The sequence below is a fragment of the Pseudarthrobacter sp. HLT1-3 genome (genome assembly GCF_059383535.1).
Window position 1 is genome coordinate 1 of record NZ_JBWZCJ010000029.1, and the last position, 16,761, is coordinate 16,761.

The following is a 16,761-nucleotide window of genomic DNA, read 5'->3' on the forward strand; positions in this document are numbered from 1 at the left end:
ATAGCACCCACCGCCACCGGCAGAACACAGGTGACGGTGCACTCAACCCTGCCTGTCGTCCAGAGCCAAAAAAGGCTTGACAAGCGTTAGGGAATCTCTTCGCGGTTCGTGGTGAATTGACCTGCTGAAGGGTGTTCACGCTGCGACTCTCGCGGCGCTGTTGAGCAGGATACGGGATCGGTAGTTGCGCTCGTTGGTCACCGTCGACCAGGTGCTCGAGCGGCGCCGGGGGGGCGCCGACGGCGGCAGACCAGGTGCTCGACGCGCTGCGCGACGTCTACGACACCTACCCCAAGGCGGCACGTACACGGGCGGGCAGCCGCACGGGTGCTAGGCCAGCGAGCGGAGGCCCGATCTTGTGTCACCGTTCGCAGTGGACTTCTTTGCGTACCCGCTCAGATCGGTCAACGGCGCACCCGATAGCGCAGGTGAAGCACCCGGTTGCCCTGAATCACCACGTCAGGATCCTGCAACAGGTGCTGCGCTTGGACCGACCCGAAGTAGCGCTTGCCGGACCCGAACACGACGGGTACGACGTCCATGCGCACCTCGTCGACCAGGCCCGCGGCAAGCACCTGGCCACCGACGTCGCCAGCAGCGACCTCGACCATGCGGTCACCCGCAAGCTCCTGCGCCTTGGCCACGGCTGCCTCGACGCCGTCGACGAAGTGAAACGGCGCCTCGGGGTCCCAGCCCTCAGGCCCCGGCCGGTGCGTCACGACGACCACGTGGTCGACCCCGCCCGGAGGCTTCCTGTCCCAGCCGTCCGTCATGTCGAAGACGTGGCGGCCGACGACGGTCGCCCCGATCTGGTCCCAGTACGGCCGGGTGTAGTCGTAGGACGTCTGCGACACCTTCAACTCGCCGCTCTCGTCCAACGGCACGTCACCGCTGGTCAACCAGTCGAACAGGGGTCCGGGCTGGTCATTCTCGTCCGCGATGAAGCCGTCCACCGACACCGAGCTGTACATGACCACCTTGCCCATGGGGCTCTCCTTTGCTTTGGGGTGCCCCCAGATTAGCGGCTCTTCGCGGTTCGTGGCGGGTTGACCTGCTGAAGGGTGTTCACGCTGCGACTCTCGCGGCGCGATTCCACCTCCACGCGGCGGCCACCGCCGGGCACATCGGCCGCGGCGATGACGCGGTAATCGGGCAAGTTGAAGATCAGGCTCGCCGCATCACGCGGCAGCCCCATAGGCTCGTTCACAGGCTCGTGGTCCTCAGGATCGGTTGTCTCTAGCAACACCCATTCCAGCAGGGCCACGAGCCCCGTCACATCACTGCGACGCCGCGCCCTTCACCACGAACCTTGAAGAGCCCGTTTAGGCCATCTGAGCCTCAGGCTAGGACCGGAATCCGGCCGCCGGGTCTATCCTGATTCTGTCAGTTGCGCCCGCTGGTGCAGGCGCCCGGGCTCCGAGAGCGTGAAGCGCATGAGCAGTACCGACACAGTCCTGGCAGGCCTCGAGTCAGAGCTCGTCTGGCTCCGCGAAACGTACACCCACCTGCACCGTCATCCCGAACTGAGCCTCGGGGAGCATAAGACCTCGGAGCTCGTCGAGGAGAAGCTCGCCGCCTTCGGCTATGCCGTGACCCGCGTCGGCGGCACCGGCGTCGTCGGCGTCCTCGCCAACGGAACCGGCCCAACCGTCCTTGCCCGCGCCGACATGGACGCCCTCCCCGTCACCAAGGGAACGGGCCTGCCCTATGCGTCGACCGTGACCGGGGTCATGCACGCATGCGGGCACGACGTGCACATCAGCACACTGCTCGGTGCCGCCAAGCTCATGGCGGACGGCCGTGCCGCGTGGGCTGGGACCTACATTGCACTGTTCCAGCCGGCCGAAGAGGTGGCAGCAGGGTCCAAGGCAATGGTCGACGACGGGTTGGTCACCAAGGTGCCGCGGCCCGACGTCGCCCTCGCCCAGCACGTGATGCCCTTCGCGGCAGGGACACTGACCACCACCCCGGGCCCGATCCTGTCCGCCGGAGATTCGCTCAAGATCACCGTCTACGGGAAAGGTGCGCACGGCTCGATGCCGCACATGGCCATCGACCCGGTGGTGCTGGCCTCCTCGATTGTGCTCCGGTTGCAGACCATCGTGTCGCGGGAAACAAAGCCCGGGGACTTCGCCGTGGTCACCGTCGGCGCGCTGAACGCCGGCGCGACGTCGAACATCATTCCGGACCGCGCGACGCTCCTGCTGAACATCCGCACCTACGACAACCAGGTGCGAGCCACGGTGCTCGCGGCGATCGAACGGATAGTTCGGGGCGAGTGCGTTACCGCCGGATCTCCGCAGGAACCCGACTTCGAGTTTTACGACCAGTCCCGTTGACCAGCAACGATGAGGCTGTCACAGCCCAGGTCACCAAAGCCTTTACCGCGCACTTCGGGGCGGACGCCGTCAGCCGTGCCACACCGCAGACCGCGTCGGAGGACTTCAGCCGCATTCCGGATGCCTTCGGGGTGCCGTAATCGTTCTGGCTTCTGGGCGGGGTCGATCCGGAAACGTACCGGGCCGCCGCCGCTAAGGGAACGGTGGCCCAGGACATCCCGGGGAACCACTCCCCCTTCTTCGCCCCCGTGATCGACCCGACGCTGTCCATGGGCGTCCAAACCCAGGTCGTCGCCGCACTGTCGTACCTCTCCAAGGAGGCTTAGCACTATGAGCACTGCCCAGTCCACGGCCAAAACCGGGACCCAATGGAAGCCCAACGATGCCTGGCTGATCGGGATTGTCCTGGCCGTCATCAATTTCTGGCTGTTCGCGCAGACGCTCGGCCTGGTCCAGGTCGCCGCCGGCATGTCCTCGCTGCAGTCCGGCCTGCTGACCCTCGGATACCTGATTGCGATCCTTTCCACCATCCGCGTCGGCGAGAAATTGCTTCAGGTTTCGGGCCGAAGCGCCCGATGATCTGGGGCAGCGCCATCGCGGGCGTCGGAATCCTGATGACGTCGATGACCTTCACCCTGATCGGGCAATACATCATCCTCGCTGTCATTGGTTTCACCTTGTTCGGCATCGGTCTCGGCTTCTATGCGACGCCGTCCACGGATGCCGCCCTGTCGAATGTGCCGGACGATGAGGCCGGGGCCGCCGCCGGCATCTACAAGATGGCCTCTTCGCTGGGCAATGCGATGGGCGTGGCCATCTCGGCGGCGCTCTACGTGGCCGCTCAGTCCATGGACCCGGATACCATCCGATCGTGGGGCCTGTTCATCGGCAACCAGGAAAACGTGGCCCTGCGCTTCGGCGGCGCCGTGGGAATTTTGTTCAACCTGTTTATGGTGGTCGTCGCGATTATTGCCATCATGTCACCGTGCCGGACGAGCGGCCCGCCAAGCGGACCGAGTTCCCGGTGACGCCGTCGATTGGCAGCTAGGGACGTCAGCCACCAATTGCAGGGGCAGCCACTCCGAGCGGGCGAAACTATGGCGTGACGCTGCTCGGCGACGTCGGCGAAGCAGGTTTTGCGAGTTCAGCTGCGATCTGATCCGCCCAGGCGTCGATGGCCGCCCAGTCCCGCAAGTCCCCGAAGCGGCCGCCGGTGAGCCGGAACAAGGTCCGGAGCGGTACCGGCATCTGGCTGGCTTCGTAGACGCCGGAGAAGACTTTGTGGCCGCGAAGCGGAGCCTCGTTGGACAGAACCCCTGCCAGGCGTTTCTGTTGCAGTTCAGCGCCTCGCCTACGAAACAGCTTCGGCAGGGCGTCAGCCATCCCCACGCTGAAGGCCCAGACGGGTCGTTGGGCCAGATCCGGCGCCTGGCGGGCGAAAAACTGCGAAGCCGGGGGCAGCCAGGCCTGGTTGTGGATGGCGCTGCCGACCAGGACAGCGTCATAGCCGGCAACCGACTCGACTTCCTCCACGGGCCGGCATTCCACCTCGCCCAGCGCAACCGCCAACCGGGAGGCTACGCGCTCAGCCATTTCCCGGGTGGATCCCCGCGCACTTGCATAGGTAACCAGCACAGTCATGATCAGGCCTCCTGCCTTCTGCCTTCTGCCTTCTGCCAACTCCAGTCTTTAGGAACCAGCGCTGGCTGGAACGTGCCGTAAGTCCCGACCTGGCCCGACACTGAACCAACAGGCTGTGCCCCGTCGTCGGCGATCGTACAGGCACCGTTTGCAGCATTGGATCGGCCCGTCCCCGCGTCAGTCACGCGGCCGCATGAGCGGCGGTTGGGACACGCGTCATCGACCGCCCGTTGACCTGCGCACGAACGGTGCTTTCCCCAGGGCTGTCCGTTCAACATGGTCAACCAGCTGCACGTCGACCCGGAGTGGACTGACCCCGGCCGTGGTGAGCGCGCCGGCTACGGCGGCGCGGACTCCTTCGGTGGAGGCACCGGATGTGAGGCCTGCCATGAGGACCCGCAGTCCGGAAGCCTCCTGGATGACCTGCCACCCCGAGGCTGCGGCTTGGTCGAGGACATGGTGGAACAGGATCGGATGGACACTTACATTGCCTGCCTTCCCTGGCAGCTGCAGGACGTCTTCGATCCGCCCTTCGATGTCCTCCAGGACGGTGAAGGAACGCCCGCAGGGGCATCCCCGTCCGGCCAGCCTGACGGTGTCGGACATTTCGTAGCGGATCAGTGGCAGGGTTCGGGAGAACAGGACTGTGACGAGGAGCTTGGCCCCGGTTGTCCCCGCGGGCACGGGGGTTCCATTTTGGTCCACGGGTTCGATGATCAGCAGGTCCTCGTAGACGTGGCGGTTCCGGTGGGTGCAGGGGGAGGCGATCCCGGCCGTTTCGGTGGCGGCGTAGACATCGAAGGGGGCACTCCCCCAGGCCGCTTCCAGTTCCCAGGCGGTGTGTGGGCTGAGTACTTCGGAGGCGGACATCACGCCCTCCGGTGAGATCCGCAGCCGTCCGGCGCGCTGCTCTGCCGCCAGCGGTCTCAGTGCTGAGGCATACCCGACGAGGATCCTGGGCTGGAACCGGTTCAGCGCGGCGACTGTCTCGTCCAGGGGTGCCGTGACGTCCAGGCGGAGGGTGGGGACGAGTCCGGATCGCAGGGAGGCACCGACGACGGCGGACTGGTGCGTGGGGACGCGGGAACTGACCAGCGCGATTTTCACCGGGCGGGTGGGCCCGACGGAGATTCCGGCCCAGTCGTTGGCACGGGCATAAGAGGCGAGGACGGTCGCCCATTCGGAACGGTTCCAGATGAAGGTTCCGCGCCGGCCGGTGGTCCCGGCCGTCGCCGCAGCCCACCACCGGCCCATCCACGGGACCCCGGGGTCTCCACCGCTTTGCGTCAGGCGCCGCAGATGATTCTCCAGATCCGCCAGCCTCAGGACCGGTGTCGTGACGGCCTCATCGAAGTGCTCCATCAGATCCGCTTTCGTCACGGACGGCAGACGCTCCAGAGGGGCTTCGTGCAGGCCGGCATGATGGCGCCGGTAGAACTCCGAGCCGGCGTAGGTTGCCCGGCGCAGCTCCCGCAGGGCGTGGTCCTGGTGCGCGGTGATCCTGGCGGCGTCCCAGTGGTCCCGTCGCCGCCACGCGGCCCGAAGCAACAGCACCCGGGAGATGAGGCGGATGTCCATGGCGGTGTGGGCTTAGCGGTTCCCGGCCGGGGCCAGCGGCCGGTCAGCCTGCGCGGTGGTGGCCTCGGGTGTTTCCGGCCGGGGCAGCCTGAGCCTCTTGAGCAGCAGGGCGTTGACGGCGACCAGGAAGCTGGACCCGGACATCGACAGGGCCGCGATCTCCGGGCTGAGGACGACGCCTGCGAAGGCGAAGACCCCTGCTGCGATCGGCAGGGCTATCGCGTTGTACCCCACGGCCCAGCCCAGGTTCTGCCGCATCTTGCGCAGGGTGCCTTTGCCGATCCGCAGGGCGATCGGCACATCCAGCGGGTCCGAGCGCATCAGCACGACGTCGGCCGTTTCGATGGCCACATCGGTGCCCGCGCCGATCGCGATGCCGAGGTCGGCCTGCGCCAGCGCCGGGGCGTCGTTGACGCCGTCGCCGACCATGGCGACTTTCTTCCCCGCCTGTTGAAGCTGGGCTACCTTCGCCGATTTGTCGCCGGGAAGCACCTCGGCGATGACGGTGTCGATGCCCAGCTGGCCGGCGATCCTCCGGGCGGTCGCTTCGTTGTCGCCGGTGAGCATGACGACCTCGATCCCGGCTTCGTGCAGGGCCGCGATTGCCGCGGCCGCGGTGTCCCTGGCGGCATCCGCCAGGGCGATCACCGCCGCGGCCTTGCCGTCGACGGCGACGAGCACGGCGGTCCGTCCACTGTCGGCAAGCTCATCGCGCACCGCGGCCAGCGGACCCAGATCGATCCCTTCGTCGGACATGAGTTTGCGGTTGCCGACCAGCACCCGTCGCCGGTCCACGGTAGCGCCGGCCCCGTGACCGGGAACGTTCAGGAAATCCGAGGCAGCCAGGACGGGTGCGCCGTGTTCTTGCGCGTACCGGACCACGGCCGCGGCCAGCGGGTGTTCGGATTCCTGCTCCACCGCGGCGACCAGGGTCAGGAGTTCGCTGTGGCCGATTCCCTCGACGACGACGTCGGTCACTTCCGGTTCGCCCTTGGTCAGGGTGCCCGTTTTGTCCATCACGACGGTGTCGATCCGGGCGGAGACTTCCAGGGCGGTCGCGTTCTTGAACAAGACGCCCCGCTTGGCGCCGAGGCCGGTGCCGACCATGATCGCCGTCGGCGTGGCAAGCCCCAGCGCGTCGGGGCAGGTGATCACGACAACGGTGATTGCGAACAGCAGGGCCGTCTGGACTCCGGCGCCGAGAGCGAGCCAGACGGCGAATGTCAGGCTTCCGCCGATGAGGGCGACCAGGACCAGCCAGAACGCGGCCCGGTCGGCCAGCCGCTGGCCCGGCGCCTTGGAATTCTGGGCCTCCTGGACGAGGGCCACGATCTGCGCCAGGGCAGTGTCGGCTCCGACCTTGGTGGCCCGGACCCGCATCGTCCCGGTGGTGTTGATGGACGCGCCGATGACTTCCGCGCCGATGGTTTTGGTCACCGGAAGGCTCTCGCCGGTGACCATGGACTCATCGACCTCCGACTGGCCGTCCTCAACCTGCCCGTCAACAGGGATTTTCGATCCCGGCCGGACCAGCAGCAGGTCCCCGGCCTGGACTTCCGAGGTGGGGATCTCGACTGTGCCGCCGTCGCGGATGACGACCGCGACCGGCGGCGCCAGCTCGAGCAGTGTGCGGATGGCCTCGTTCGCCCCGCCCCGTGCGCGCATCTCGAACCAGTGGCCCAGCAGCACAAAGGAGGTCAGGACAGTGGCGGCTTCGTAGAACACTTCACCGCCGCCGGTGAAGGAGACCCAGACGCTGTAGAGCCATCCGGTGCCCACGGCGATCGCGACCAGGACCATCATGTCCAGCGTGCGGGCCTTCAGTGCCCGGTAGGCGCCGTCAAAGAAGATCCAGGCCGAATAGAAGATGACCGGAAGGGACAGGATCAGGGCCATGATGTCGTCACGAAGCCCGAACGGGGTCGGTGCGGTGAAGCCGAACATGTCCCGGCCCATTGGGGACCAGAGCGTCACTCCTACTGACAGGATGGCGGCGACCAGGAACCGGTTGCGCATGTCCTTGACCATGTCATCCATCGACATTCCGCCATGGTGCCCGCCGTGGCCCATCATGTCCTGCGGGGTCCGGGTCTTCTCGGGGTGCGGCCCCGGGCCGTGGCCGGCATGGCTGTCCGCCGGAGGATGGGCATGGCCCGGGCGGGGTCCCACCCCTTCCGGCGCAAGGCCCGGGTGGATTCCCTCGTGATGAGGCTCCGTGGGGTGCACATGCTCGATTGGCTGTGCGGTCCTGGCGGCGTGGAGGGTGCGCCCTGGTTCATCCACTGGGTAACAGACGTGGTTGGGGACCGATTCGCCCCGGCAATGGTATCCGCACTCCCGGATCCACCCCGAGATCTGCTCCACGGAAGTCACTGACGGGTCAAAGCTCACGGTCGCGGTCTGGCCGACCGGGTTCGCGTCGACGGCGGCCACACCGGGCCGCTGCAGCAGGACGTGTTCCACGACCGCCTTGGAGGTGGCCCAGTGCAGGCCGCGCACCTCCACGACGGTGCGCTTCAGATGCGTGGTCACTGCTCCTCCTTCAGCTCAACTTCTGCAGGACGGCAGCAGAATCCGGGAGCACTGCGGGCTCGGTCCAACCGTGGGTCCGTCCTCACCGCCTGGGAGCCTTGGCCCTGGACGTCATTTTCCGGTTTACCTCAAATATACCCCTCGGGGTATACGTCAACGGGCCCTCCCGGTCGCCCCTGCCCTGCCCCGCCACATCATCACGGCCTGGCGCAGGGGCGAGGGCGCCCCTGCGCTTCACTATCACCCCGCGCAACCGGCAGCGTCAGAGTCTTTGGTCCCTTCGCCAGGGGCGGCAGAGCCACCCCTTGCGGGCGATACCCCTAGGGGGTATCCTAGGACTGTTGTCAGTGACGAGGTTTGTCCGGGCCCCAGGCCGCTACAGCCGTTCAACCACAACAGCCCCACTTATCCCTCGCTTCGAAGGAAAACTGACATGTGCGGAACAACCGAAACACGAACCCAACTCCCACTGGCATCAACCGCGCAGCACGGCTGCAGCTGCTGCTCGCCCTCCGCCGAATCGAACGCGGCGGTGCCGGCCTCGGGACCGTCGGAAGTTCAGGCGTCCGGCGCGCGGTACGCACTGGAAGGGCTGACCTGCGGACACTGCGTCCAGACCGTCGAAAAGGCCGTGTCCCGGGTATCCGGGGTCCATTCAGCGGCAGTAGACCTGGTCCCGGGCGGCACGTCGCGGCTCAGCGTCACCGGTACCGCCGACCAGGAGGCGCTGGCTGAGGCCGTGCGCTCCTCCGGCTACGTCCTGACCGGTGCGAAGTAGCCTTTCCGCGGCCCTTTAGCCCCGGTGAAGGCCGTGCTTCCCGGGTGTCCCGGGAATTCCTCGGTGCTCAGTGGCCTCTGGTGGGCTCGCCGGTGTGGCCCGTGGTGGGGACCGGGTCCGGGGTCACGTCCCCTCCGGTGGAGGTGGGGGATGGATGCCAGAAGCCCGAGTGCCCCGAACAGTGCAGTGCCGCCGGATCCGGCCGGCCACCAGTGCTCCAAACGATCCGACTTGATCACCTGCACCGGCAGCCGGCCGTAACAGAACCACTGCAGGATCGCCGTACGGTACGTGCCCTGCCACAGGGCCGGTAGCCTTGAACAGAAAGCCCGCCATGGAAGGGAGGACCGTCATGACCGCACCGGCACACGCCCCCGCGATCGCGTTCCTTCAACGTGCGGGCCTGTTTACCGCGGTACTGGCCCTCATCGCAGGAATTTTCGGCATGCACGTCATGACCGCCACCCACGCCATGCACTCCCCTGCCACGGCGGCACCAGCCGCGAGCGCCCATCACGGCTCATCCCCTTCCGGCCACGCAGGAGTACATCCTCCCGGACCATCGTCTGCCCAGGAGATGCCCGCCGGGCAGGACGAAGCGGGTGCCCGGACCGTCAAGTGCACAGACTTGGACAACTGCAGGAGCATGCAGTCCATGTCCGCCGGCTGCACCCCGTCAGCGAAGACCGGCTCCCTGGCCGCCCCGCTGCCGGGCACCGGAATCATCGCCCGGAACACCAACGCAGTGACCCTCACCGCGATCAGCGCCCGGTGGACCTATCTTCCCGGCAGTCCTTCGCCCGGCGAGCTCTGCATCAGCAGAACGTAAGACAGGGCCCCGCGCTGTGAGCTCCCCGGCGCCCGCCCCTGCCTGACTCTCATTGGATTCGGGCGCATCACCGATGCACACTCCCGCGGCGCCCAGGCGCCCACTGATGTCTTGAAGGACTCTAATAGCCATGATGAACAAGAAGTTTCTAACCCTTTCCGCGACCGCCATCGCCGGGGCACTCGTCCTCGCCGGCTGTTCAACCGGCTCATCCGCACCGTCCGCCAGCTCCATGCCGGGAATGGGTCCGGGGATGATGTCCAGCAGTGCACCGGCTGCCGCTACCGACCACAACGAGGCCGACACCATGTTCGCCCAGGGAATGATCCCGCACCACGAACAGGCCGTGGAAATGAGCGAGATGATGCTTCAGAAGAAGGGCATCCCCACGTCAGTCACGGACCTGGCTAACAGGATCAAGGCGGCCCAGGCACCGGAGATCGAGACGATGACCGGTTGGCTGAAGAGCTGGAACGAATCCGCGACCATGGCCTCCGGCCACACCATGGACGGCATGATGGGCGCGGACGACCTGAAGAAGCTCGAATCCGCCCAGGGCACCGAAGCAGCGACGCTCTTCCTGAAGCAGATGATCGCCCACCACCAGGGTGCGGTGATGATGGCCCAGACCGAAATGTCCCAGGGCAGGAACGCTGACGCGATCAAACTCAGCAAGAACGTCGCGACCGCGCAGGAAGCTGAAATCAAGGAAATGCAGGACCTGCTGGCGACCCTCTGACCGGTGTCCCCCGGTGCCGGCCCGTCACGGGCCGGCACCCACCCCCTGCCATTCCCACCTGAATCCCTGGAGTTCCCATGCCCAACCCCTCCCGTCCCCGGGTCCGCGCCGCAGCCGTTCTGGCAGTCGGCGCAGGCCTCCTCTTTGCCCTGTCAGCATGCAGCCCGACCAACCTCCCGCCAGAACCCGCAGCTGCAGGCAACACCGGCATCACCTTGCCTGATGCCCACGTTCACGGGCTGAGCGTCAGCAGCACAACCGGCCAGGTGCTCCTGGCCACCCACGATGGGCTGTTCGACATGACGAAGCAGCCCGCCGTCAAAATCGGTCCCACCAGCGATTTGATGGGTTTCACCGCCGGCACCGACCACGGCGTCCTCTACGCGTCCGGCCACCCCGGAGAAGGCTCCGACCTGGCCAACCCGCTTGGGCTGATCAGATCCACCGACACCGGAAAAACGTGGGAAAAGCTCTCCCGTCAGGGTGAATCCGACTTCCACGCACTCACCGCAACCAAATCCGGAGTCCTCGGCTTCGACGGCGCACTGCGCACCAGCCCGGACGGAAAGACCTGGAACACGGTGGCCGCGGATTTCGTCCCGGCAGTCCTCGCCGGAAACCCCACCAGCGACACTGTCCTGGNGGACGGCGGTAAGACCTGGACGACGGTGGATTCCGGCCCCGTGGTCCAGTTCGCTGCTTTCGCCAGCTCTGCGGAGGCTGTTGGAGTCGAACCCGACGGGACAGTCCATTCCTCCGCGGACGCCGGCGTGACCTGGACCCGGAAGGGCAGAATTCAAGACAGGGTCCAGGCGGTGGCTGCAGTGAAGGGCCCGGAGGCAGCTCCATCGATCTGGGCCGCCACGACCAGCGGGCTTATCGTCTCCACCGACGGCGGAGTCACGTTCCGTCCCGCGGACGCCTCCTGACCGCACGACGCTTGACCTGTTCATGGTCCTGTTCGGACGGTCATCCAACTCGCCGGCGTATTGTGCTCGCCGCAGCCGCCAGAACCTGCCCGAGTCGAGGCCGCCCGATACACCGGCGCGGGTGGACCGGGACCTCGGACTCTACCCGTCGGCCGACGCCGCGCTAAGACTTGGAGTCAGTCTCTGAGGTGAAAGGTGCCGGCCATGATGTGGGGTTACGGACAAGGCATGTGGTGGATGTGGCTCTGGGTTCCCCTGCTGCTCATCGGGATCGCGCTGCTGGTGCTGCTTGCCGTCAGGGTCGCTGGCGGCGGCTTCCGCAGTGGCTACGGGCCGCCGGGCCCCCAGGGGCCAGGCGGTCCGCCGCCTATCGGAGGGAGCCGGGCCCGCCAGATCCTCGACGAGCGTTTTGCGAGGGGAGAACTCACCGCGGACCAGTACCGCGAACACCTCAAAGTGCTCGGCGAGGGCCCGTAGGGTGCAATCCGACTACCGAACTATGCGGTGACCGGGCCCGCGGGGGCCGCAGTGCGGGCAGCACGTCCGCGGCGGCCGCTCGGCCACAGTTGAAAGGCCATGACGAACGCCCAGACGGCCATGAGCACCAGTGCCGCCAGACGGGGCGCCGAGTCGAACAGGCCCACGTAGGAAACCATCAGGCCGTGGATGATCCAGGCGACCCCCGAGCCCGCCGCCAGCCACCCCGGCCAGCGGGCATAGGCGTTGCCATAGGCGATAGCCAGACCAAAGAAAATCAGCGTGAGCCCGAGCAGGATGTTGGAATAGCTCTGCAGCGCATATTCAGTCCATCTCAACCCCATTGCGGCCGCAAACGCTGAAGATTCCTGATCAGCGGGAGCATCCGTCCAGGCATCAACGGCCCATTTGAGTGCAACACCGTCCACCGCCTGAAGCATGGTGATGGCCGCCGCTGTCAGCGCGACCGCTGCCAGGCCGAAGCGTGCCAGCGCAGTTGGCCCTTCCCGCTTGGCGGTCATGGCAAAGTACAGAGCCACCAGCCCGCCGAAGAACACCAGTCCGGCGACCCACTGCGTGAAGTGGATGGCAATCCAGTCGTCGCTCTGCGCGTACTCCCTAAAGACCGCCGTATTGTTCATGACATCTTCCCGGGACGGGTGCACAGCCGTGGCAGCCACCAGCAGGACAACGCCGAGGGGAAGCGCAATCGCGCCGGTCTTCCCCCAGAGTGCTCCTGGTTCCACACGCGTTTCCATCGCGTTCTCCTCTCCAGGCCGGCGGCACCCCAACGTGGCCAGTGACCCCGAGGGGACGCATCGCCAGGCCTTCCATTGCTTCCATCTGGCTGGAGCGGGCGAGTTTTGACCCGCCCCTAACAACAAGATTACGAGCCTGGGAGTGAAAAGGTATACGGCGCCCCGGGCAAGCGGGTAGGGGCGATCATTGCCAAAGATTGGCTGTCGTACAGGGATGCGGAACAGACTGCGGCGGTTCGATTCCCGGTGCCTCGGATTCCCGAGCAGTCGTTCTTCCAGGGACTCCCCGCCAGATTCGGTCGGTGCGTGCGGCGTCAGTCACGCGGCCGCATGAGCGGCGGGTTGAGTACGGCCCGCGTCGGCTGGCCCGCGTCGGGCCGGGCGGCCGCGGCCAGCCGGAAGAGCGCCGCAGGGCGGCCGGCGTCGCCCGTGGTCATCCGCCCCGTGTCTTCCAGAAAGCCAGGGTTTCCGGTGGCCTTGCGGTGGAAATTCCGGGGGTCCAGGCGTACGCCCCAGACGGCCTCATACACGGCCCGGAGCTGGGCGACGGTGAACTCCTCGCCGCAAAAGGCCACCCCCAGCGGCGAGTACTCGAGTTTGGACTTTGCCCGTTCCACGGCGTCGGCCAGGATTCGCTCGTGGTCAAAGGCGAGCCGCAATTCGCCATCCAGGACCTGGCTGACCGGATACCAGGCGGCGTGCTCGGCGTCGCTCCCGGCGGACAGGACTGGAAAATTGGGGGCGAGCAGCAGGTAGGCCACCGTGAGCACGTCCCCGCGCGGGTCGCGCCCCGCCGGGCCGTAGCTCCCCAGCTGTTCCAGATGGCCAGGGATCCGCTCGACGCCGGTTTCCTCCGCCAGTTCGCGGCTGGCCGCCGTCACCAGGTCCTCGCCGGGCAGCACGAAACCGCCCGGCAGGGCGAGCCTGCCGCGGAAGGGCTCGATGAGCCGGGTGACAAGCAAGACGTTCAGGACGTCGTTGGCCACGGTGAGGGCGACGACGTCGACCGTCACCGGGAAGCACGCGGGCCCCGGACTGGATTCAGGCATGAACCCATAGTAGGTATTTATCGTCACCTTGACAATAAATCGGAGCAGCCATATCGTTCAATTATCGTCATATTGACGACAACATTTAGGGTAAGGAGAATCCCATGGCAAGCATCAAGCGCTTCCCCTGGATCAGCCACTTTCTGGGCAGCCCCACCGGCCACGTCGTCCACCTGCAGAAGGGGAGGGTCAGGCACCAGGGGGTGGGACAGGCCTTCTGGTTCCGGCCGGCGAACTCCGTGCTCAGCGAGGTCCCCGTGGACGACCAGGAACTGCCCACGCTCTTCCACGCCATTACCCGGGACCACCAGGACGTCAGCGTCCAGGCCAACGTCACCTACCGCTTCATCGACCCGGTGTCCGTCTCCACCCGGCTCGACTTCGGCCTCCAGCCGACCGGCGCGGGCCAGGCGGCCGGGAAGGAACAGGTGGCCACCATCATCGGCCAGCTGTGCCAGAGCCACGCCATCGACCAGATCGCCACGACCACACTCGCCGAGGCCCTGGCACGCGGGGTCAGCCAGCTCCGCAACGTCCTCAGTGAAGCCCTCCGGGCGGACACCCGGCTTCAGTCCACCGGCATCGAGATCCTGGCGGTGCAGGTTCTGGCGGTCCGGCCGGAGTCCGACGTCGAGCGGGCATTGCAGACGCCGGTCCGGGAACAGCTCCAGGCCGAAGCTGACCGGGCCGTGTACGAACGCCGGGCTGTCGCCGTCGAACGGGAACGGACCATCTCCGAGAACGAGATGGCGAGCCAGATCGAACTGGCCACCCGCCGCGAACACCTGGTCGCCCAGGAAGGCGCCAACGCGCGGCGCCAGGCCGAGGAAAAGGCCGCCGCGGGCCTCATTGAGGCGCAGGCTTCAGCCGAACGCCAGGGCATCAACGCCTCCGCGGAAGCGAACCAGATCCGTCTGGTGGGCGAGGCGGCCGCCGCACGAGAGGCGGCCACCATGCAGATCTACAGCGGCATGGAGCAGGCCACGCTGCTGGCGCTGGCCCTCCGCGACGCAGCCGGGTCACTGCCGAACATCGGCAACCTCACCATCACCCCGGACCTGCTCAGCGCGGCGCTCACCGGACTGATCAGGGAGCCCGCGGGGGCGGTCCCGGGTGCTGGGCCGGCCGGTCTCGCGGGCGGGACCGCCGGCCGGGTTGGGAACTAAGGTCCGGCCATGGCAACCCCCCGCCTCGTCATCGTCCACCGGCGGACCGAGCTGCAGGAACTCCTGGACCGGCACGCCACCCGCGGCCAGGCCGAATTCTTCCTCCGCATGCGCGGCCGCACCATCCAGGATGTCCAGCAGCGCCACGACCGGTTCATTGGGGCCCTGGCGACCGTCCGAGCAGCCGTGCCGGCCGAGTGGCGTTCCGCCGAGGTGGAGCGCGCGGACTTGAGCCGCTTCCTGCTCACCCCGGAGGACATCATCGCGGTGGTGGGCCAGGACGGGCTGGTGGCGAACGCGGCAAAGTATCTCAAGGGCCAGCCCGTTATCGGGATCGATCCGGAGCCGGGAGCCAATCCGGGTGTCCTGGTCCGGCACACGCCCGGCGCGGCGGCGAAGCTGCTGCAGGCGGCCGGCCAAGCCGGCCCGGCGGAGCGGCTGCGCTGCCATGAACTCGCCACTGTGACAGCACGGCTCGACGACGGGCAGGAACTCTCGGGACTCAATGAGGTCTTCATCGGGCACGCCTCGCACCAGTCGGCCCGGTACCAGCTCACCACCCCCGACGGCCGGGCCGAGCGCCATTCCTCGTCGGGCCTGATCGTCTCCACGGGAACGGGCGCGACCGGCTGGTGCGCATCCATCGCCCTGGAACGCGGAGGTCGTGCCTTGCCGGCACCCACGGATCCCCGGCTCGCGTGGTTCGTCCGCGAGGCCTGGCCCTCCCCCATCACCGGAACCGCGCTGACCGAGGGTGCCCTGGAGCCGGGAGAAACGCTCCGCGTTTCCGTGGCATCGGATCAGCTCGTGGTGTTCGGCGACGGTATGGAAGACGACCGTCTCACCGCGTCCTGGGGCCAGGAAATCACGGTCCGGTTGGGCGACCGGCCGCTGCGGCTGGTGGGGTAGACCCAGCCCACTGACACAGGCCCTTGCTTCACTGGACTGTGATTCGCTCGTGCCTGACAGTTTCGCCGGAGCCGGGCCTAATAGAAAAAGATCGGCAGCCAGTCGCGGTTGTGCGCGTGCACCAGCGCGAGGAACAGAACGAAGTCGAAGAGCAGGTGCACCGTCACGACGTAGGTGAACGACTTTGTCAGCTTGAACGTGTAGCCCTGGAGCAGCGCGAACGGGAACGTAAGCAGCGGGCCCCAGGCCTGGTAGCCGATTTCCCACAGGAATGACGAAAAGACCACGGCCTGCAAGATGTTGGCGAGCCAGTCGGGGAAGTGCCGCCGCAGCAGCGTAAAGGATGTGCAGATGAAGAACAGCTCGTCCCAAATTCCCACGGCGTTCACGCCGAGAAAGAGCCGCCAGAAGATGGTGGGTTCGGAGGCATCCGGCCAGTTCTGATACACCCCGGTGCGGATCAAGTAGACCGGCAGGATCAGGTAAGCGAGTGCCACCACACCGAGCAAGTACAGTTTCGCGGCCAGGGGCCATTTGTGGCCCGTTTTCACCGGGAATTTGATGATCTTCTCGCGGTAGACAAACCGCGACACCAGCCACGGCACGAGCACGGCCAACGCAAGGACTCCCCCCATCAGCACCATGTGCGTCAGGCTCAAATCAGCGTTCAGGGGAACCACGCTGATGACGACCATTCCCGCCGCCACCAGCGCAAGGTGCCGAACGAATTCGCGGTCGATCAGAGCGGCAGAGACCACGCTCAACGCGAGCATGCTGTAGCCCATGAGGTCATTTTCGACGCCGAAAAGCAGCACTCCGGAGACCGAGAGCAACACCGCTGGCACAAGCTTCCAAGTCAGCGCGGTACGTGGCGGTTGCGTCAAGATCGTGGTCACCCCACCAGCATGTCAGCGATGGCCCGCGTGCGGAACGCTTGCCTGCCAGCTCGCTCACTGTGCCTTGTAAGCTCAAGACCACACGTGACTGACAGGAGGCTACAGTGGCCGAGACGCTGACAGAGACAACAGCGGCCGAAG

At 66.7% G+C, this 16,761-nt stretch carries 20 protein-coding genes; 12 read left to right on the plus strand and 8 right to left on the minus strand.

Annotated features, from left to right (window positions below; translation table 11 throughout):
* Window positions 1–404: 404 nt before the first annotated feature.
* Window positions 405–986, minus strand: a complete 582-nt coding sequence (locus AC50X9_RS18955; protein WP_494896162.1) for a dihydrofolate reductase family protein — start codon at window positions 984–986, stop codon at window positions 405–407.
* A gap of 32 nt (window positions 987–1,018) precedes the next feature.
* Window positions 1,019–1,264 (minus strand): hypothetical protein, encoded by a 246-nt coding sequence (locus AC50X9_RS18960; protein ID WP_494896164.1) that lies wholly within the window; start codon window positions 1,262–1,264, stop codon window positions 1,019–1,021.
* Between the two features lie 169 nt (window positions 1,265–1,433).
* On the opposite strand from AC50X9_RS18960, the gene AC50X9_RS18965 reads away from it, so the two are divergent.
* The 5 genes from AC50X9_RS18965 to AC50X9_RS18985 all read left to right on the plus strand — a co-directional run bounded on the left by AC50X9_RS18965 (window position 1,434) and on the right by AC50X9_RS18985 (window position 3,367).
* Window positions 1,434–2,339, plus strand: a complete 906-nt coding sequence (locus tag AC50X9_RS18965) for an amidohydrolase (RefSeq protein WP_494896166.1) — start codon at window positions 1,434–1,436, stop codon at window positions 2,337–2,339.
* Window positions 2,336–2,479, plus strand: a complete 144-nt coding sequence (locus AC50X9_RS18970) for a hypothetical protein (RefSeq protein WP_494896168.1) — start codon at window positions 2,336–2,338, stop codon at window positions 2,477–2,479. Before AC50X9_RS18965 ends, AC50X9_RS18970 begins: the two co-directional genes overlap by 4 nt.
* Before the next feature lie 63 nt (window positions 2,480–2,542).
* Window positions 2,543–2,665 (plus strand): hypothetical protein, encoded by a 123-nt coding sequence (locus AC50X9_RS18975; protein ID WP_494896170.1) that lies wholly within the window; start codon window positions 2,543–2,545, stop codon window positions 2,663–2,665.
* Window positions 2,666–2,669: 4 nt separating this feature from the next.
* A complete protein-coding gene (locus AC50X9_RS18980; RefSeq protein ID WP_494896172.1) occupies window positions 2,670–2,918 on the plus strand; it encodes a hypothetical protein in 249 nt (82 codons plus the stop codon).
* Complete coding sequence (locus AC50X9_RS18985) at window positions 2,915–3,367, plus strand: MFS transporter (RefSeq protein ID WP_494896174.1); 453 nt, start codon at window positions 2,915–2,917, stop codon at window positions 3,365–3,367. The genes AC50X9_RS18980 and AC50X9_RS18985 overlap by 4 nt, the downstream gene beginning before the upstream one ends.
* A 67-nt stretch (window positions 3,368–3,434) precedes the next feature.
* On the opposite strand, the gene AC50X9_RS18990 is transcribed toward AC50X9_RS18985, so the two are convergent.
* The 3 genes from AC50X9_RS18990 to AC50X9_RS19000 all read right to left on the minus strand — a co-directional run bounded on the left by AC50X9_RS18990 (window position 3,435) and on the right by AC50X9_RS19000 (window position 8,090).
* Window positions 3,435–3,980, minus strand: coding sequence for a flavodoxin domain-containing protein (locus AC50X9_RS18990; RefSeq protein WP_494896176.1), 546 nt, complete (start codon window positions 3,978–3,980; stop codon window positions 3,435–3,437).
* A 216-nt stretch (window positions 3,981–4,196) separates the two neighbouring features.
* Window positions 4,197–5,558, minus strand: a complete 1,362-nt coding sequence (locus tag AC50X9_RS18995; protein ID WP_494896178.1) for a phenylacetate--CoA ligase family protein — start codon at window positions 5,556–5,558, stop codon at window positions 4,197–4,199.
* 12 nt (window positions 5,559–5,570) lie between these two features.
* Complete coding sequence (locus tag AC50X9_RS19000; RefSeq protein WP_494896180.1) at window positions 5,571–8,090, minus strand: heavy metal translocating P-type ATPase; 2,520 nt, start codon at window positions 8,088–8,090, stop codon at window positions 5,571–5,573.
* A 433-nt stretch (window positions 8,091–8,523) separates the two neighbouring features.
* On the opposite strand from AC50X9_RS19000, the gene AC50X9_RS19005 reads away from it, so the two are divergent.
* The 5 genes from AC50X9_RS19005 to AC50X9_RS19025 all read left to right on the plus strand — a co-directional run bounded on the left by AC50X9_RS19005 (window position 8,524) and on the right by AC50X9_RS19025 (window position 11,842).
* Complete coding sequence (locus AC50X9_RS19005) at window positions 8,524–8,868, plus strand: heavy-metal-associated domain-containing protein (RefSeq protein WP_494896182.1); 345 nt, start codon at window positions 8,524–8,526, stop codon at window positions 8,866–8,868.
* Between the two features lie 352 nt (window positions 8,869–9,220).
* The gene (locus AC50X9_RS19010) at window positions 9,221–9,697 is read left to right on the plus strand and encodes a hypothetical protein (protein WP_494896184.1); all 477 of its coding nucleotides are present in this window, start codon (window positions 9,221–9,223) and stop codon (window positions 9,695–9,697) included.
* A 130-nt stretch (window positions 9,698–9,827) separates the two neighbouring features.
* On the plus strand, window positions 9,828–10,436 hold the full coding sequence (locus AC50X9_RS19015) for a DUF305 domain-containing protein (protein WP_494896186.1): 609 nt from the start codon (window positions 9,828–9,830) through the stop codon (window positions 10,434–10,436).
* Between the two features lie 77 nt (window positions 10,437–10,513).
* Window positions 10,514–11,365, plus strand: a complete 852-nt coding sequence (locus AC50X9_RS19020) for a F510_1955 family glycosylhydrolase (RefSeq protein WP_494896188.1) — start codon at window positions 10,514–10,516, stop codon at window positions 11,363–11,365.
* A 204-nt stretch (window positions 11,366–11,569) separates the two neighbouring features.
* Window positions 11,570–11,842: an SHOCT domain-containing protein gene (locus tag AC50X9_RS19025; protein ID WP_494896190.1), complete on the plus strand. Its 273-nt coding sequence runs from the start codon at window positions 11,570–11,572 to the stop codon at window positions 11,840–11,842.
* Between the two features lie 20 nt (window positions 11,843–11,862).
* Here AC50X9_RS19025 and AC50X9_RS19030 read toward each other — a convergent pair whose 3' ends face one another.
* On the minus strand, window positions 11,863–12,600 hold the full coding sequence (locus AC50X9_RS19030; protein ID WP_494896192.1) for a hypothetical protein: 738 nt from the start codon (window positions 12,598–12,600) through the stop codon (window positions 11,863–11,865).
* 314 nt (window positions 12,601–12,914) lie between these two features.
* Window positions 12,915–13,649: an NUDIX hydrolase gene (locus AC50X9_RS19035; RefSeq protein WP_494896194.1), complete on the minus strand. Its 735-nt coding sequence runs from the start codon at window positions 13,647–13,649 to the stop codon at window positions 12,915–12,917.
* A gap of 104 nt (window positions 13,650–13,753) precedes the next feature.
* Here AC50X9_RS19035 and AC50X9_RS19040 point away from each other — a divergent pair, with 104 nt between their 5' ends.
* On the plus strand, window positions 13,754–14,815 hold the full coding sequence (locus AC50X9_RS19040) for an SPFH domain-containing protein (protein ID WP_494896196.1): 1,062 nt from the start codon (window positions 13,754–13,756) through the stop codon (window positions 14,813–14,815).
* 9 nt (window positions 14,816–14,824) lie between these two features.
* Window positions 14,825–15,724: a diacylglycerol kinase catalytic domain-containing protein gene (locus AC50X9_RS19045; RefSeq protein ID WP_494896198.1), complete on the plus strand. Its 900-nt coding sequence runs from the start codon at window positions 14,825–14,827 to the stop codon at window positions 15,722–15,724.
* Between the two features lie 77 nt (window positions 15,725–15,801).
* On the opposite strand, the gene AC50X9_RS19050 is transcribed toward AC50X9_RS19045, so the two are convergent.
* The gene (locus tag AC50X9_RS19050; protein ID WP_494896200.1) at window positions 15,802–16,620 is read right to left on the minus strand and encodes a CPBP family intramembrane glutamic endopeptidase; all 819 of its coding nucleotides are present in this window, start codon (window positions 16,618–16,620) and stop codon (window positions 15,802–15,804) included.
* Between the last annotated feature and the right edge of the window lie 141 nt (window positions 16,621–16,761).

What these genes read in the sequence shown, in the direction of transcription:
- AC50X9_RS18955 (WP_494896162.1), bottom strand. Translation starts at nt 986, where the DNA reads ATGGGCAAGGTGGTCATGTACAGCTCGGTGTCGGTGGACGGCTTCATC.
- AC50X9_RS18965 (WP_494896166.1), top strand. Translation starts at nt 1,434, where the DNA reads ATGAGCAGTACCGACACAGTCCTGGCAGGCCTCGAGTCAGAGCTCGTC.
- AC50X9_RS18980 (WP_494896172.1), top strand. Translation starts at nt 2,670, where the DNA reads ATGAGCACTGCCCAGTCCACGGCCAAAACCGGGACCCAATGGAAGCCC.
- AC50X9_RS18985 (WP_494896174.1), top strand. Translation starts at nt 2,915, where the DNA reads ATGATCTGGGGCAGCGCCATCGCGGGCGTCGGAATCCTGATGACGTCG.
- AC50X9_RS18990 (WP_494896176.1), bottom strand. Translation starts at nt 3,980, where the DNA reads ATGACTGTGCTGGTTACCTATGCAAGTGCGCGGGGATCCACCCGGGAA.
- AC50X9_RS18995 (WP_494896178.1), bottom strand. Translation starts at nt 5,558, where the DNA reads ATGGACATCCGCCTCATCTCCCGGGTGCTGTTGCTTCGGGCCGCGTGG.
- AC50X9_RS19005 (WP_494896182.1), top strand. Translation starts at nt 8,524, where the DNA reads ATGTGCGGAACAACCGAAACACGAACCCAACTCCCACTGGCATCAACC.
- AC50X9_RS19010 (WP_494896184.1), top strand. Translation starts at nt 9,221, where the DNA reads ATGACCGCACCGGCACACGCCCCCGCGATCGCGTTCCTTCAACGTGCG.
- AC50X9_RS19015 (WP_494896186.1), top strand. Translation starts at nt 9,828, where the DNA reads ATGATGAACAAGAAGTTTCTAACCCTTTCCGCGACCGCCATCGCCGGG.
- AC50X9_RS19025 (WP_494896190.1), top strand. Translation starts at nt 11,570, where the DNA reads ATGATGTGGGGTTACGGACAAGGCATGTGGTGGATGTGGCTCTGGGTT.
- AC50X9_RS19030 (WP_494896192.1), bottom strand. Translation starts at nt 12,600, where the DNA reads ATGGAAACGCGTGTGGAACCAGGAGCACTCTGGGGGAAGACCGGCGCG.
- AC50X9_RS19035 (WP_494896194.1), bottom strand. Translation starts at nt 13,649, where the DNA reads ATGCCTGAATCCAGTCCGGGGCCCGCGTGCTTCCCGGTGACGGTCGAC.
- AC50X9_RS19040 (WP_494896196.1), top strand. Translation starts at nt 13,754, where the DNA reads ATGGCAAGCATCAAGCGCTTCCCCTGGATCAGCCACTTTCTGGGCAGC.
- AC50X9_RS19045 (WP_494896198.1), top strand. Translation starts at nt 14,825, where the DNA reads ATGGCAACCCCCCGCCTCGTCATCGTCCACCGGCGGACCGAGCTGCAG.